A 15,093-nucleotide genomic window follows, 5' to 3' on the forward strand; every position below is an offset into this window, starting at 1 on the left:
TACGGACGACACAATGAAACAACACGAATCGGCGGATAATTCTCAAGGCCAACTCTTTATTGTACCTACTCCTATAGGAAATTTGGCTGATATTACCCAACGAGCGCTCGAAGTTTTACAAGCCGTTGATTTGATTGCCGCTGAAGACACCCGTCATACCGGATTATTGTTACAACACTTCGCGATTAACGCCCGTTTGTTTGCGTTACACGATCACAATGAGCAACAAAAAGCGGAAACGCTGGTGGCGAAACTCAAAGAAGGGCAAAACATTGCGCTGGTTTCCGATGCCGGAACGCCGCTGATTAACGATCCTGGCTACCATCTGGTGCGCACCTGTCGCGAAGCGGGGATCCGCGTTGTTCCCCTGCCTGGTCCTTGTGCGGCGATTGCTGCCCTGAGCGCTGCTGGTCTGCCTTCAGACCGTTTCTGCTACGAAGGCTTCTTGCCTGCGAAATCCAAAGGCCGCCGTGATGCGATGAAAGCCATTGAAGCTGAACCGCGTACGCTGATTTTTTATGAATCTACCCATCGCTTGCTGGATAGCCTGGAAGACATGGTTGCCGTCTGGGGAGAATCCCGTTACGTGGTGCTGGCGCGTGAACTGACCAAAACCTGGGAAACCATTCACGGCGCACCGGTTGGCGAGCTGCTGGCGTGGGTCAAGGAAGATGAAAATCGTCGCAAAGGCGAAATGGTGCTGATTGTTGAAGGGCATAAAGCGCAAGAAGACGATCTGCCTGCCGATGCGCTGCGAACCCTGGCGCTGCTGCAGGCCGAACTGCCGCTGAAAAAGGCCGCCGCGCTGGCCGCTGAAATCCACGGCGTGAAAAAGAATGCGCTGTACAAACACGCGCTGGAACAGCAGGGAGAGTAAGAGAGGCTGGATTAATCGCCAGCTTGTCGGAAGAACGCGCTGATAGCGTTGCAGCAAAAAGGAAAGTTGCAACGCGTTGGTGCGAAGAAAAGCGGGATGTGGCGGGTAAAAAACTAAACGATCAGTAACTCAACGCCTGTTTTAGCCAGCGCTGATTTGTCCTGCTTGCTGATGCTATCGTCGGTTATCACGCAATTAATCTTCTCCATCGGCAATACCTGATTAAAGCCACGGCGATTGAACTTTGTCGCGTCCAGCACCGCGATGACCTTATGTGCGGCAGCTGCCATGACGCTGCTAATGGAGTAGCCTTCGTTAAATGTCGTAATGCCATTTGTGGCATCAATCCCATCGGCACCCACAAACATCAGGTCAGCGCTGATCCCTTGTAGGGAACGTTCAGCGATAGTGCCATGCATTGAATGCGTTTTATGGCGCACGGTTCCACCGCAGACGACCAGCGTAATGTCTTTGTTTTCCGACAACGTGAATGCGGCGGGTAGGCTATTGGTAATAACGGTGATATTACTTTTTCGGTTTAACGCCTCCGCGATAAGCAAGGTGGTGCTTCCGCTATCGAGAATGACGGTCATGCCTTCTTCGACCATTGCGGTCGCGGCCTGGGCGATCCTTTTTTTCGGATCGCTGGCAAGTTGATACCGCTCTTCCAATATCACTTCCTGATTGTCGCCTTCAGCCAGGTGGCTTCCTGGTTTTGCCGCTCCGCCGTGAAAACGGGTGACAAGACCTTTCTCCTCTAATAACCGCAGGTCGGCGCGAATAGTCACTTCAGAAATACCAAAGGTATTCGAAAGGTCCATTACCAGCACGCTGCCTTGCGTATTAATCAGGTCGACAATTTTGTTCCTTCTCTCAAATGAGTTCATATTGATTTACCTGATAATTTAACTATCACTAGTTTAATCGAAGGATTGCGAAAGGTGAACGCTAAATTTCGAAAGGAAATGTGAGCCAGCGCAGGTTGCTGGCTCGTGAGGTCAGGCAAATTTGAGCAGAATTTTTCCCTGCATCGGTGCGCCATTGAGTGATGTTACCGCTTTGGCAAAACTGTCAGCATCGCCGCTATGGGCAATTAACGGCTCCAGCTGTAAACGTTTTTCGGTCAGCAAGCGTGCAGCGGTTTCCCACTCCTCTCCTGGCCATGGGCTGGAGTAGTTCATCCAACTGCCGAGAATGGTTAATTCCTTACGCAGTATTTGGCCAAATACACTGGAAGTCAGCGTCAGGTCCTGATGCAATGTACCCACTAACGCTACCTGTGCGCGAGGGCCTGCAATTTCTACAGACAGGGCTACGGTTTGTGGTGTTCCTGCTGTCTCCAGTACAAGCTGATCGAACTGCAAATCGGCCAGTGCAGAATAGATTTCCGCCGCGCCCATCTCCCGGCTATTGAATACGTGAGTGGCTCCCAACTCTTTCGCTAACGTCAATTTTTGTGGGTTGATATCAATTGCCGTGACACTTTTTGCACCGAGTTCGCGGGCACATTGCATCGCCAGCAAACCGATAGTGCCTGCGCCAACGATAATCACGTTTTTACCTTCGCAGCCCTGGGCCAGATGGAAGGCGTGCAAACCGACGGTAATCGGTTCGATGAATGCCCCGTCATCAATCGGCATATCTGAAGGCAGGCGGAACAGATTAGCGCGTTTTACGACCACATATTCCGCATTGCCCCCTTCGCTACGCGAACCGACAAACTGATATTGCTTACATAACGAAAAGTAACCACGCTCACACTGAGGACAGTGGAAGCAGGGGAGCAGCGGCACGCAGGCAACGGCGTCGCCTGGTTGCATATCAGTAACGCCAGTGCCGTAGGATTCAACATAACCGCTAAATTCATGACCCAGCGTTATTGGGTAATAATGCGCACCATGAGAGAAAATACGCGGGATATCAGAACCGCAAAGTCCTGAACTAACCACCCTGACCAATACATCGTTATCGGCTTGCAGTTGGGGCATGGGACGTTCTTCAACGCGTACGTCTCCCTCAGCGTGAATAACCACTGATTTCATAAGAGTCTCCAGAAATGTGAAGGGGAGCAAATGCTCCCCAGAAATTAATATGTGGGCTGGCTTTCTGAGATAGCGGCTGCTTTTTCGGCGGCGACGAAATTACGTGCCCGGCGCCAGGTCAATAGCACACCTGCGAAGTAAATGATGGCAATAACTGCAAACGCCACGACGTTTTGCCAGGTAAAGAGCTGAATCAGTAACCAGGTGATCGGCGAGCCCCCCTGGTCCAGAGAGGCGACCATTCCACCTGCTTTCAGTGCCCCGGCGTTGGCGGCAAGCTGAGTGTGTAAGCCGATGGTCTGGGTGGCGATCCACAAGGTGATGCCCATGATGATGACGCCAGAGATCAGCGTGCGGAACAGATTCCCCTGATGAACGGCTACCGCCATTGCGACGAAGAACCCAATGGTGGCGAGATCGCCGAAGGGCAGAACCTGATTACCTGGGACCAGGACGGCAATCAGAATGGTCAGCGGAATAAAGATCAGGCTGGCGGAAACCACCGACGTATGGCCGAGCAGCAATGCGGGATCCAGACCAATTAAGAACTCCTGACCGCCAAATCTCGCCTGCAGGCGTTTGCGGGCATGCTTCGCGATAGGTGTTAAGCCATCCATAATCGGTTTAATGACGCGCGGCATGAGCAGCATGACGGCAGCAGTTTTTACCGCCAGTTGCAATACTGCTTTGATGTCATACCCGGCTAACAAGCCGATCACTAAGCCCATAACAAAACCGACGGTGACTGGCTCACCAAAAGGACCGAAGCGTTTCTGTACATCATCTGCACTGAAATGAATGCGATTCAGGCCCGGGATTTTTTCAATGATCGTATCAACCAGGACCGCTATTGGCCCCAGATAGGCTGATGAGCCGTGTGGGATGGCAATACCTTCGAGACCGAAAAAGTCGCGCGTGTCTTTCGCAAACCAGTCGCCAAGTTTGTAGACGAAGGCGGCATGAACAACCACGCCGAGAATGCCCAGCCAGTATGAACCGGTTGCCAGATGCAACATGGCGCCGGTAAACGTCATATGCCAGATATTCCAGATGTCGACGTTCACCACGCGGGTCATGCGGGTAACCAGCATCAGGATATTCACACCAATGGCGACAGGAATCGCAATTAGCGCAATTTGCGAAGCCCAGGTCATTGGTGATGAACCCGGCCAACCAACATCAATGACATGCAGGTTGATTTGAAACTGCTCCGCCATTGCTTTTGCGGCAGGCCCGATAGAATCCAGCATCAGGCCAATAACCAGACCAATGCCGACGAAGCCGATCCCAATATGCAGACCAGATTTAAAACAATCCCCGAGCTTCATCCCCAATAGTTTTGAGAAGATGATGATCACGAGCGGCAACATAACCGTTGGACCTAAATCGAGGATATAACGCATTATTTCGCTAAACATGGCGTTACCCCACGAGGATAGTCAGTATTTTTTGCTGCAACGCTTCGATACCCACGCCTGAAACAAAAGGCATGCCGTGGACCACAGGGATATCGCCAAAAGTACGGTCAACACGGGCGGTGGTACAGATAAGATCTGCTCCATCCATATAGGTTTCGATTTCCGTTACCCGGCACTGAACCAGGTCGAGTTGGATATTGTTGGCTTCACACAATTCTTTAATTTCTTCTGCTGCCATTGTTGAAGTTGCTACAGCACCGCCACAAGCCACAATTACTTTACGTTTCATAGGGTATTCCTTTTATTATCAGTTTTTTATCAAGCCTGGGCGCAAGGCTCAGACTCAAGGATTTTTTCCCGAAAGAGCATTGCCAGTTCAGCATCTGGCGCATTCAATAATGCTTCAATGGTGTTCGGGTTTTGCAGCTCACTAAACAGACGACGCAGGAGCTTCAGCTGCGCCGTCGGGTTCTCAACGATTAAGGCAATAATTAAAGAGACCGCTATCTCTTCATCATCATCTGCCTGCTGAAAGTTGACAGGCGTCTCTGGGCGAATCAGATAGATAGCTGGCGATTTCGCATGAACGGCTTCACAGTGCGGGATCGCAACGGCATGATGTTCCAGCGCGATTCCAGTTGGAAAGGTTGCTTCACGCTCAATCAGGGCCTGCGGGTAGCTTTCATGCACGACCCCTTTGGCCAGCATCTCTTCCCCAATGTGCACCAGCGCATGCTGACACGAGCTAAAGTTAATTCCGGTTCGGACAAAGAGTTGGCTCATATATTCTCCAGATTTCAGGCGATAACTGGCGCGCAGCCAAAGCGATAGGCACGCAGAACGTCCTGGATTTTGTCGATAATCAGATTATGTGGTGTAGCCGTGAGCGTTCCTTCTGACAGGCGCTCAAACTGCACGGGCATAAACTGGCTAATTAGCCCCAGCGGTAATGCCACACCGTTCAGGTTGGCAATTAACTTTTCTACGCTTTGACGAATGCGCGGATGAGGCCAGTAGTAGCGAATACGGTCAGACAAGCTGAAGTGAATATCGACCATCGCCTGGCTCCAGGTTGGACGATAGTATTTTTTCCAGTAGTCCGGCTCATTCAGCATGACTTCATCAATCACCTCCAGCACCCGGCTCCGTTGTTCCGGAGAGATCAGCTCATTTTCCATTTGTGCCAGCGCAAAAATAGCTTCGCGAAGGGCGAAAGTCAGCGCGGGACCGACTTTCAGAATCGCATAGTGGTCACGTACCAGGTCACGATAGGCCTGACGGGTTTGATAATCCGTGGAGTGCGCTTCGTAGACCATCGGCGTCTCTTTGATCCAGGCGGAAAGCGCTTGTGCGGCTTGTGGTTGATAGTGAATGATCTGTGTGTGATCAAACTCTACGCCTGGCTGGACGACAATGGCGATCACACGGGTTAATGCTTCTTCAAGCCCTAATGCGCGAAAAGCGACCTGGTGTGTTTCCAGAGTACGGGCAGCATCTTCTTCGCGGGTAACATGTACGGTACCAATAGTACTGGCTTCTCCGCCAGGTACAGGAACTTCTGTCCCTATAACGTAAGTTAATTGGCGTTTCTGTTCTTCAGTGGCTGTTGCTTCTGCGGCCTGGCATAACACAGCGGCGCGCTCGGCGACAACCATTGGATCTAGCGGTGTGGGATCGTCAGCACAGGACATAGAGGCATCAAGATGGATTTTACTGAATCCAGCGGCGACATAAGCTTTAATTAAATCTACGGATTTCGCCATTGCCTCTTCTGCCGGTTCATTTTGCCAGCAGTTAGGACCGAGGTGATCGCCCCCGAGAATCAGTCTTTCACGAGGGAAACCGACTTGTTCTGCAATGTTATACACAAAGTCACGGAAATCGGCAGGCTTCATCCCGGTATAGCCGCCAAACTGATTTACCTGATTAGATGTCGCTTCGATCAGCACTTTACTGTCTGTATTGAGATCAAAACGTAATGCGGATTCAATCACCAGCGGATGGGCTGAACAAACAGAACAAATGCCCAAATGTTCACCCGCTTTATGACGAGAGATTATTTCTTTCACTTCTATCTCCGATATCTTTTGTTTATCTTCATAATATTTTTGGATTGAAGGCAAAGGGTAAAAGCATCTTTCGTGATCCAGCTTTAAAAACAAACCTTTGTCAGCACCCGTGCAATTCAAATTAATGAAGGACTTACAGCTTTCCTTCGCAGCCGCAGTCGGCAATGACTTTACGTACCACCTCTTTCATCGCTGTTTTTGCTGGCACCATGTAGTGCCGTGGATCGTTCGCATCGATGTGGGCGCTCAGGTAGTTTTTGAGTGCGTCAGCAAAGGCGATTTTGAGTTCGGTAGCGACGTTGACTTTGCAGATCCCGAGAGTGATTGCGCGTTTAATATCCTGAGGGGGTAGGCCGGAAGCGCCATGTAAAACTAAAGGAATATCAACGCATTGACGAATTTCCGCTAACCGTTCAAAGTCCAGTTTTGGTTCTGCGGTGTACAAGCCATGGGCAGTGCCAATGGCGACTGCCAGTGAGTCGATACCTGTTTTTTCTACGAACTCTCGAGCCTGCTCAGGGTGGGTATAAAGTGCATCCTTGCCATCCACGATCAGATCATCTTCTTGCCCGCCCAGGCGTCCCAGTTCTGCTTCAACGCTGACGTCATAGCGGTGGCAGTAATCCGTCACGCGTTTGACTAACGCGATGTTATCGGTAAACGGTAAATGGGAGCCGTCGATCATGACAGAGCGAATCCCTGCGGAGACTTTCGCTTCAATATCGCTGACGCTTTCATGGTGATCGAGATGAATTGCCAGGGGGTGGTTCCAGCTTCTGGCCAGCTCGCTGGCGATAGCGACTATATTACCTACACCAGCGTAGCTAAACGTACCTGGCGTTCCGGCGACGATCAACGGAGAACGTAGCTCGGCAGCCGTTTCCACGACAACCTGTAAGGTCTCGAGATTGTGGATGTTAAACGCGGGGACGGCGTAGCCCTCTTGTTGAGCCTTCTTCAGCATCGTTTTGCTTGAAATGATAAACATACTTCCTCCGAAGTCTTTCGATTTCTTTCTTCGAAATAAAGTATAGGGTTTCGTAATGTTTTTTTGTGATTTCGATCTGAAAAATGAAAGTTTCGAAAGTAATGGGAGGGTTGCGAAAGTTTATGCCAAAAAAAAGAGCATGCCCGTAGACATGCTCCTGAAGAAAAAACAGTGAAAAATCAGGTTACCGGTGCCGGGTTAAATACCGCCAGCTGGTTATGTAATCCCCACTGATCCGAGAAAGTTTTCTTACGACCGCTGGCCACGTCGAGAATGAACTCGAATAGCTTTAACCCTACTTCTTCGATGGTTTCTTCTCCGGTCGCGATGGTGCCTGCGTTGATGTCCATCAGGTCAAACCAACGATTAGCCAGTTCAGTTCGCGTCGCCATTTTTATCACCGGCACGGCCATCAAACCGTACGGCGTACCGCGACCGGTGGTGAACACCTGCACGGTAATGCCGGAAGCAACCTGCTGCGTACCACAGACAAAATCGCTTGCCGGGGTGGCGGCATAAATCAGGCCGCGCCTGGTTGGACGCTGACCCGGCGACAATACTTCGACAATCGCGCTCTTGCCTGACTTGGCAATAGAACCCAGTGCTTTTTCCACCACGTTTGCCAGACCGCCTTTCTTGTTACCCGGAGAGGGGTTAGCGCTGCGGTCAGTTTTTCCCATATCGAGATAGTTGTCGTACCAGGCCATCTCTTCGAGCAGACGCTTGCCCACCTCTTCGTTAACTGCCCGTGGGGTCAGAAGATGGATCGCATCGCGGACTTCGGTCACTTCCGAGAACATCACGGTCGCACCGCAGCGAACTAGCAGGTCGGAGGCATAACCTACCGCCGGGTTGGCCGTTACGCCAGAAAACGCATCGCTGCCGCCGCATTGCATGCCGACAACCAGTTCTGATGCCGGACAGGTTTCGCGCTGGCGCTGATTGAGCTTTGCCAGGTGGCGCTCAGCGACCTGCAAAATGTCTTCTACCATGGATTTAAAACCAACGTGTTTTTCATCCTGCAGGCTGACAATACTGGCGCTGTCTACCGGAATACTTTTCACATCGTGAGTACCTTCCAGCAGGCGCTCAGGCTGGAGTTTTTCGCAGCCAAGGCCGATGACCATTACTTCACCGCCGAAGTTCGGGTTCAACGCAATATTGTGGATTGTACGAATCGGCACGATGGCGGCAGGGGCATTGATCGCCACGCCGCAGCCGTACAAGTGATTGAGCCCCACCACGCCGTCGACGTTCGGATATTTGGGCAGCAGATCGCGCTCAATGATTTTCACTACATAGTCCACCACGCCCGCCACACAGTGCACGCTGGTGGAGATGCCGAGCAGATTCTTGGTGCCGACGCTGCCGTCAGCATTGCGGTACCCTTCGAAGGTATACCCCTCCAGCGGCGGCAGCGGTTCCGGGACTTTGGTTGCCAGCGGTAATGTTTCCAGCGGCGGGGCTTTTGGCAGTTCAACCATCGATTCATCGATCCAACTACCGCGGGGGATATCGCGAACGGCATAGCCTATCACTTCGCCATAACGCACGATTTCGCCGTGAACAGGAATGTCCACGAGCGCCACTTTATGACCCTGGGGAATATGTTCAATTAGCTCCAGTCCATCCGGAAAACGTGTCCCGGCTTTCAGACCATTGTCATTGACAATAATCGCCACATTATCTGTGTCGTGAACTTTAATATAAAACGCCGTTGGCGATTCTTGTCTAATTTCGATGTCGGCCATTGTCCAGTATTCTCCAGCCAGGTGGTGATAATAATTGTATGGGTGTTGTTATATTGCAGCTAATTAAAAGCAATAAAAACTTGGTATTGTGAAATAAGAATGTCAGGAGATTAAATCTGAGAATGTGACCATGATCACTTAAACTCAGGTACATCATGCTGCCAGAGGTGGCAATACGTAAATGTGTGCATTAGCGCCCATGCTTATGTGCATTTGCCCAGAATAATATTCTAACGTATTTTCTTTAGTGAGCATTTGCACAATGATTAACCTTGTCGTGCTGATTATACTAAATCACGGTTTCATAGCACCTGATAAATTATTGCGTATTTTTATTGGTGGTAATTAATTCTTAAAAATGCCTGCCGAATAATAAAAGACATGTGCCCGAGGTAACCTGAGGTAAATAGTATGATACTGGATACGGTGGTAGAGAAAAAGAAAGGTACGCACACTCGTTATTTAATATTGCTGATAATCTTTATTGTTACCGCCGTTAACTACGCGGACCGTGCGACGTTGTCTATTGCCGGTACGGAAGTGGCGAAAGAGCTACAGCTTAGCGCCATCTCAATGGGTTACATTTTCTCCGCCTTCGGCTGGGCTTATCTGTTGATGCAAATCCCCGGCGGCTGGCTGCTCGATAAGTTCGGCTCGAAGAAAGTCTACACTTACAGCCTGTTTTTCTGGTCGCTGTTTACCTTCCTGCAGGGATTCGTGGATATGTTTCCGCTGGCCTGGGCGGGTATTTCAATGTTCATCATGCGTTTCATGCTGGGCTTCTCGGAAGCGCCGTCCTTCCCGGCGAACGCCCGTATTGTGGCGGCCTGGTTCCCGACAAAAGAGCGCGGTACCGCATCCGCAATTTTTAACTCCGCACAATATTTCTCCCTGGCACTGTTTTCGCCGCTGCTGGGCTGGCTGACCTTCGCCTGGGGTTGGGAGCACGTCTTTACCGTGATGGGCGTTATCGGTTTTGTGCTCACCGGCCTGTGGGTAAAGTTTATTCATAACCCAACCGATCACCCGCGTATGTCGCAGGAAGAGCTGAAGTTTATCTCTGACAACGGCGCGGTTGTGGATATGGATCACAAGAAGCCGGGCGCTGCGGCATCTGGCGGTCCTAAGCTGCATTATATCAAGCAGTTGCTGACTAATCGCATGATGCTTGGGGTGTTCTTCGGACAGTATTTTATCAATACCATCACCTGGTTCTTTCTGACCTGGTTCCCGATCTACCTGGTGCAAGAAAAAGGCATGTCGATTCTGAAAGTGGGTCTGGTGGCGTCGATTCCTGCGCTGTGCGGATTTGCCGGTGGCGTGCTCGGCGGTGTGTTCTCTGATTATCTGATTAAACGCGGCTTCAGCATCACCCTGGCACGTAAGCTGCCGATTGTGCTCGGAATGTTGCTCGCGTCGACCATTATTCTGTGTAACTACACCGATAACACTACCCTGGTCGTCGCGCTGATGGCGCTGGCGTTTTTCGGCAAAGGCTTCGGCGCGCTGGGTTGGCCGGTGATCTCCGATACCGCACCGAAAGAAATCGTCGGTCTGTGCGGGGGGGTATTTAACGTATTTGGCAACGTCGCTTCCATCGTCACCCCGCTGGTGATTGGTTATCTGGTGAGCGAGCTGCACTCATTTAATGCTGCGCTGATGTTTGTAGGATGCTCGGCGCTGATGGCGATGGTTTGCTACCTGTTTATTGTCGGTGACATTAAACGTATGGAATTGCAGAAATAAACAAAGGTATAGGCGATGAATAACACGATTTTTCCGAATAAGTTTAAAGCGGCCCTCGCGGCGCAACAGATTCAGATTGGCTGCTGGTCTGCATTAGCCAGCCCAATCAGTACCGAGGTTTTAGGCCTGGCAGGTTTTGACTGGCTGGTGCTGGATGGCGAACACGCGCCGAACGATATCTCGACGTTTATCCCGCAATTGATGGCGCTGAAAGGTAGCGCCAGCGCGCCAGTCGTGCGCGTACCGACCAACGAGCCGGTGATTATCAAGCGCCTGCTGGATATTGGGTTTTACAACTTCCTGATCCCGTTCGTTGAGACACAAGAAGAGGCGGTGAACGCCGTGGCGTCGACCCGCTATCCGCCGGAAGGTATTCGCGGCGTGTCCGTCTCCCATCGCGCCAATATGTTTGGCACCGTACCGGACTACTTTGCGCAGTCGAATAAGAACATCACCATCATCGTGCAGATTGAAAGTCAGCAGGGCGTTGGTAACGTTGACGCCATCGCGGCGACCGACGGCGTAGACGGTATTTTTGTTGGTCCGAGCGATCTGGCTGCGGCGCTAGGCCACCTCGGCAATGCGTCGCATCCTGATGTGCAGAAAGCTATCCAGCACATTTTTGCCCGCACGAAAGCACATGGCAAACCAAGCGGAATTCTGGCCCCGGTAGAGGCGGATGCGCGTCGTTATCTGGAGTGGGGCGCGACCTTTGTTGCTGTTGGCAGCGACCTTGGCGTGTTCCGTTCAGCCACGCAGAAACTGGCTGATTCTTTTAAGAAATAACCACCATCGACAGTAGAGAGATAAAGACATGACAATGAAAGTTGGTTTTATTGGCCTCGGTATCATGGGTAAACCAATGAGTAAAAACCTCCTCAAGGCAGGTTACTCGTTGGTGGTTGCTGACCGTAACCCGGAATCCATTGCACAAGTCATTGCCGCAGGTGCAGAAACCGCCGCCACGGCGAAAGATATTGCCGAACAGTGCGACGTGATCATCACCATGCTGCCGAACTCGCCGCATGTGAAAGAAGTTGCGCTGGGGGAAGGCGGTATTATTGAAGGGGCGAAACCGGGCACAGTGCTTATCGACATGAGCTCCATCGCGCCGTTGGCCAGCCGTGAAATCAGCGACGCGCTGAAAGCGAAAGGCGTGGATATGCTGGATGCACCGGTAAGCGGCGGCGAACCGAAAGCGATTGATGGCACGTTGTCGGTGATGGTCGGCGGCGATAAAGCGATTTTCGACAAGTATTACGATCTGTTGAAAGCGATGGCTGGTTCAGTGGTACATACCGGCGACATTGGCGCGGGTAACGTCACTAAGCTGGCGAACCAGGTGATTGTGGCGCTGAACATTGCGGCGATGTCTGAAGCGCTGACGCTGGCGACCAAGGCGGGTGTGAACCCGGATCTGGTGTATCAGGCGATCCGTGGCGGATTGGCGGGAAGCACCGTGCTGGACGCGAAAGCGCCGATGGTTATGGACCGCAACTTCAAGCCAGGCTTCCGTATTGACCTGCATATCAAAGATTTGGCGAATGCGCTGGACACTTCTCATGGGGTCGGCGCGCAGTTGCCGCTGACTGCTGCAGTCATGGAGATGATGCAGGCGCTGCGTGCAGATGGGCTGGGCACCGCCGATCACAGCGCGCTTGCATGCTACTACGAAAAACTGGCGAAAGTGGAAGTCACACGCTAACAAGAAGGGCGCGGATGTGCGCCCTGTATTTCTTGCCTTGCGCGGCACAGTCAGGCTACATAACTATGAAAATCGTAATTGCCCCAGACTCTTATAAAGAAAGTCTATCTGCCACTGAGGTCGCTCAGGCAATAGAAAAAGGATTTCGGGAAATATTTCCCGATGCGCAATATGTTTCAGTTCCGGTGGCCGACGGCGGCGAAGGAACGGTCGAAGCCATGATTGCCGCCACGCAAGGGAGTGAATATTCCGCGTGGGTGACGGGGCCGCTGGGTGAAAAAGTGAATGCCTGCTGGGGCATGTCCGGTGACGGTAAAACCGCGTTTATCGAAATGGCTGCAGCCAGCGGCCTGGCGTTGGTTCCTCCTGAAAAACGCAATCCATTAGTGACAACGTCTTGTGGTACCGGAGAGTTGATTTTGCAGGCGCTGGAAAGCGGTGCGAAAAGTATCATTATCGGCATTGGCGGTAGCGCGACCAATGACGGCGGCGCGGGTATGGTGCAGGCACTGGGAGCAAAACTCTGTGATGCCAACGGTACTGAAATCGGTTACGGCGGCGGTAGCCTGATTTGCCTCAATACCATCGATGTTTCGGGGCTGGATCCGCGCTTAAAAACCTGTTCAATCCGTGTTGCCTGTGATGTGACGAATCCTCTGACGGGTGATACTGGCGCATCCCGCATCTTTGGGCCTCAGAAAGGGGCGACTGAGGAACACATTGTCGAGCTGGACCGCAATCTTTCCCACTATGCCGATATCATTAAAAAATCGCTCAGGGTGGATGTGAAAGACGTACCTGGCGCGGGAGCGGCTGGTGGTATGGGGGCCGCGTTAATGGCTTTTTTAGGCGCGGAGCTGCGCAGTGGTATCGAGATTGTGACTCAGGCGCTCAATCTGGAAGAACATATTCACGATTGTACGCTGGTGGTCACCGGTGAGGGGCGTATCGACAGCCAGAGTGTGCATGGTAAAGTGCCGATTGGTGTGGCAAATGTAGCGAAGAAGTACCATAAACCAGTAATTGGTATTGCCGGTAGCCTGACACGCGATGTGGACGTGGTACACCAATATGGCATTGATGCGGTGTTTAGCGTATTAACCCGGATCGGCACGCTGGAGGACGCTTTCCGCGGGGCATCGGATAATATTTACCGCGCTTCAAGGAATATCGCTGCCACGCTGGCGATCGGAATGCGTAGTGCGGGGTGACAAAGGCGCACGAACCCTCTATACTGCGCGCCGAAGCTGACCAGACAGTCGCCGCTTCGTCGTCGTCCTCTTCGGGGGAGACGGGCGGAGGGGAGGAAAGTCCGGGCTCCATAGGGCAGGGTGCCAGGTAACGCCTGGGGGGGAAACCCACGACCAGTGCAACAGAGAGCAAACCGCCGATGGCCCACGCAAGTGGGATCAGGTAAGGGTGAAAGGGTGCGGTAAGAGCGCACCGCGCGGCTGGTAACAGTCCGTGGCACGGTAAACTCCACCCGGAGCAAGGCCAAATAGGGGTTCACAAGGTACGGCCCGTACTGAACCCGGGTAGGCTGCTTGAGCCAGTGAGCGATTGCTGGCCTAGATGAATGACTGTCCACGACAGAACCCGGCTTATCGGTCAGCTTCACTCTTTATAGAACCCCGCTTCGGCGGGGTTTTTGCTTTGTGAGACAGAATAGATGAATGACTGTCCACGACGCTACGCTCAAAAGAACGCGGCTTATCGGATAGCTTCACTCTTTATAGAATCCCACTCCGGCGGGGTTTTTGCTTTGTGAGACAGAATAGATGAATGACTGTCCATGACGCTATGCTCAAAAGAACGCGGCTTATCGGTCAGCTTCACTCTTTATAGAATCCCATTCCGGCGGGGTTTTTGCTTTGTGAGACAGAATAGATGAATGACTGTCCACGACGCTATGCTCAAAAGAACGCGGCTTATCGGATAGCTTCACTCTTTATAGAATCCCGCTTCGGCGGGGTTTTTACTTTGTGAGACAGAGTAGATGAATGACTGTCCACGACGCTATGCTCAAAAGAACGCGGCTTATCGGTCAGCTTCACTCTTTATAGAACCCCGCTTCGGCGGGGTTTTTGCTTTGTGAGACAGAGTAGATGAATGACTGTCCACGACGCTATGCTCAAAAGAACGCGGCTTATCGGTCAGCTTCACTCTTTATAGAACCCCGCTTCAGCGGGGTTTTTGCTTTGTGAGACAGAGTAGATGAATGACTGTCCACGACGCTATGTTCAAAAGAACGCGGCTTATCGGTCAGCTTCACTCTTTATAGAATCCCGCTCCGGCGGGGTTTTTGCTTTGTGTTGCCTGGCCCACAGGAAGTCATCATTCTGTCCGTTATAACATAAATTATGTTCTCTCCTTTGAATTGCCATCTTCTACTTTATTCATATCAGAAATACCCGTTTTTGGCGTGATAAACAGGGTGTCTTTAAATTACTCATGATCTTTAACATTAAAGCAATACCATCAACAAAAAATTACATTA

At 51.6% G+C, this 15,093-nt stretch carries 13 protein-coding genes and 1 other RNA gene; 6 read left to right on the forward strand and 8 right to left on the reverse strand.

Features of this window, described 5'->3' with window-relative positions:
* Positions 1 to 13 precede the first annotated feature (13 nt).
* On the forward strand, positions 14 to 877 hold the full coding sequence (rsmI, locus tag OGY19_RS11300) for a 16S rRNA (cytidine(1402)-2'-O)-methyltransferase (RefSeq protein WP_003024942.1): 864 nt from the start codon (positions 14 to 16) through the stop codon (positions 875 to 877).
* Positions 878 to 990: 113 nt separating this feature from the next.
* Here the strand turns inward: rsmI and OGY19_RS11305 are convergent, their stop codons facing one another.
* From OGY19_RS11305 to garD, 8 genes are all read right to left on the reverse strand, one after another.
* A complete protein-coding gene (locus OGY19_RS11305; protein ID WP_048213375.1) occupies positions 991 to 1,764 on the reverse strand; it encodes a DeoR/GlpR family DNA-binding transcription regulator in 774 nt (257 codons plus the stop codon).
* 111 nt (positions 1,765 to 1,875) lie between these two features.
* Positions 1,876 to 2,919: a galactitol-1-phosphate 5-dehydrogenase gene (gatD, locus tag OGY19_RS11310; protein ID WP_061068672.1), complete on the reverse strand. Its 1,044-nt coding sequence runs from the start codon at positions 2,917 to 2,919 to the stop codon at positions 1,876 to 1,878.
* Between the two features lie 44 nt (positions 2,920 to 2,963).
* Complete coding sequence (locus OGY19_RS11315; protein ID WP_286596483.1) at positions 2,964 to 4,337, reverse strand: galactitol-specific PTS transporter subunit IIC; 1,374 nt, start codon at positions 4,335 to 4,337, stop codon at positions 2,964 to 2,966.
* A 4-nt stretch (positions 4,338 to 4,341) separates the two neighbouring features.
* Entirely contained in the window at positions 4,342 to 4,626 is a 285-nt protein-coding gene (gene gatB / locus OGY19_RS11320; RefSeq protein ID WP_003828616.1) for a PTS galactitol transporter subunit IIB, read from the reverse strand.
* A 29-nt stretch (positions 4,627 to 4,655) separates the two neighbouring features.
* A complete protein-coding gene (gatA, locus tag OGY19_RS11325; RefSeq protein ID WP_048213372.1) occupies positions 4,656 to 5,120 on the reverse strand; it encodes a PTS galactitol transporter subunit IIA in 465 nt (154 codons plus the stop codon).
* A 14-nt stretch (positions 5,121 to 5,134) separates the two neighbouring features.
* Positions 5,135 to 6,406, reverse strand: a complete 1,272-nt coding sequence (gene gatZ / locus OGY19_RS11330) for a tagatose-bisphosphate aldolase subunit GatZ (protein WP_115601412.1) — start codon at positions 6,404 to 6,406, stop codon at positions 5,135 to 5,137.
* A 133-nt stretch (positions 6,407 to 6,539) separates the two neighbouring features.
* Positions 6,540 to 7,394 carry a tagatose bisphosphate family class II aldolase gene (locus tag OGY19_RS11335; protein ID WP_061068670.1) on the reverse strand — a complete coding sequence of 285 codons (855 nt, stop codon included), beginning with the start codon at positions 7,392 to 7,394 and terminating at the stop codon, positions 6,540 to 6,542.
* Positions 7,395 to 7,573: 179 nt separating this feature from the next.
* Positions 7,574 to 9,145: a galactarate dehydratase gene (gene garD / locus OGY19_RS11340; RefSeq protein ID WP_115601413.1), complete on the reverse strand. Its 1,572-nt coding sequence runs from the start codon at positions 9,143 to 9,145 to the stop codon at positions 7,574 to 7,576.
* A 411-nt stretch (positions 9,146 to 9,556) separates the two neighbouring features.
* Here garD and garP point away from each other — a divergent pair, with 411 nt between their 5' ends.
* From garP to rnpB, 5 genes are all read left to right on the forward strand, one after another.
* Positions 9,557 to 10,891, forward strand: coding sequence for a galactarate/glucarate/glycerate transporter GarP (gene garP / locus OGY19_RS11345; RefSeq protein WP_048213368.1), 1,335 nt, complete (start codon positions 9,557 to 9,559; stop codon positions 10,889 to 10,891).
* Between the two features lie 15 nt (positions 10,892 to 10,906).
* Positions 10,907 to 11,677 carry a 2-dehydro-3-deoxyglucarate aldolase gene (garL, locus tag OGY19_RS11350; RefSeq protein ID WP_115601414.1) on the forward strand — a complete coding sequence of 257 codons (771 nt, stop codon included), beginning with the start codon at positions 10,907 to 10,909 and terminating at the stop codon, positions 11,675 to 11,677.
* Positions 11,678 to 11,705: 28 nt separating this feature from the next.
* Positions 11,706 to 12,596: a 2-hydroxy-3-oxopropionate reductase gene (garR, locus tag OGY19_RS11355; RefSeq protein WP_048213366.1), complete on the forward strand. Its 891-nt coding sequence runs from the start codon at positions 11,706 to 11,708 to the stop codon at positions 12,594 to 12,596.
* A gap of 65 nt (positions 12,597 to 12,661) precedes the next feature.
* A complete protein-coding gene (gene garK, locus OGY19_RS11360; protein ID WP_061068667.1) occupies positions 12,662 to 13,807 on the forward strand; it encodes a glycerate 2-kinase in 1,146 nt (381 codons plus the stop codon).
* 32 nt (positions 13,808 to 13,839) lie between these two features.
* Positions 13,840 to 14,216: RNase P RNA component class A (gene rnpB / locus OGY19_RS11365), an RNA gene on the forward strand.
* The last annotated feature ends 877 nt before the right edge of the window (positions 14,217 to 15,093 follow it).

It is taken from the genome of Citrobacter sp. Cy070, from assembly GCF_030332245.1.
Classification (GTDB): Bacteria; Pseudomonadota; Gammaproteobacteria; order Enterobacterales; family Enterobacteriaceae; genus Citrobacter; species Citrobacter youngae.

Coding starts and splice junctions, on each gene's coding strand:
- rsmI (WP_003024942.1), top strand. CDS start 14: ATGAAACAACACGAATCGGCGGATAATTCTCAAGGCCAACTCTTTATT.
- OGY19_RS11305 (WP_048213375.1), bottom strand. CDS start 1,764: ATGAACTCATTTGAGAGAAGGAACAAAATTGTCGACCTGATTAATACG.
- gatD (WP_061068672.1), bottom strand. CDS start 2,919: ATGAAATCAGTGGTTATTCACGCTGAGGGAGACGTACGCGTTGAAGAA.
- OGY19_RS11315 (WP_286596483.1), bottom strand. CDS start 4,337: ATGTTTAGCGAAATAATGCGTTATATCCTCGATTTAGGTCCAACGGTT.
- gatB (WP_003828616.1), bottom strand. CDS start 4,626: ATGAAACGTAAAGTAATTGTGGCTTGTGGCGGTGCTGTAGCAACTTCA.
- gatA (WP_048213372.1), bottom strand. CDS start 5,120: ATGAGCCAACTCTTTGTCCGAACCGGAATTAACTTTAGCTCGTGTCAG.
- OGY19_RS11335 (WP_061068670.1), bottom strand. CDS start 7,394: ATGTTTATCATTTCAAGCAAAACGATGCTGAAGAAGGCTCAACAAGAG.
- garD (WP_115601413.1), bottom strand. CDS start 9,145: ATGGCCGACATCGAAATTAGACAAGAATCGCCAACGGCGTTTTATATT.
- garP (WP_048213368.1), top strand. CDS start 9,557: ATGATACTGGATACGGTGGTAGAGAAAAAGAAAGGTACGCACACTCGT.
- garL (WP_115601414.1), top strand. CDS start 10,907: ATGAATAACACGATTTTTCCGAATAAGTTTAAAGCGGCCCTCGCGGCG.
- garR (WP_048213366.1), top strand. CDS start 11,706: ATGACAATGAAAGTTGGTTTTATTGGCCTCGGTATCATGGGTAAACCA.
- garK (WP_061068667.1), top strand. CDS start 12,662: ATGAAAATCGTAATTGCCCCAGACTCTTATAAAGAAAGTCTATCTGCC.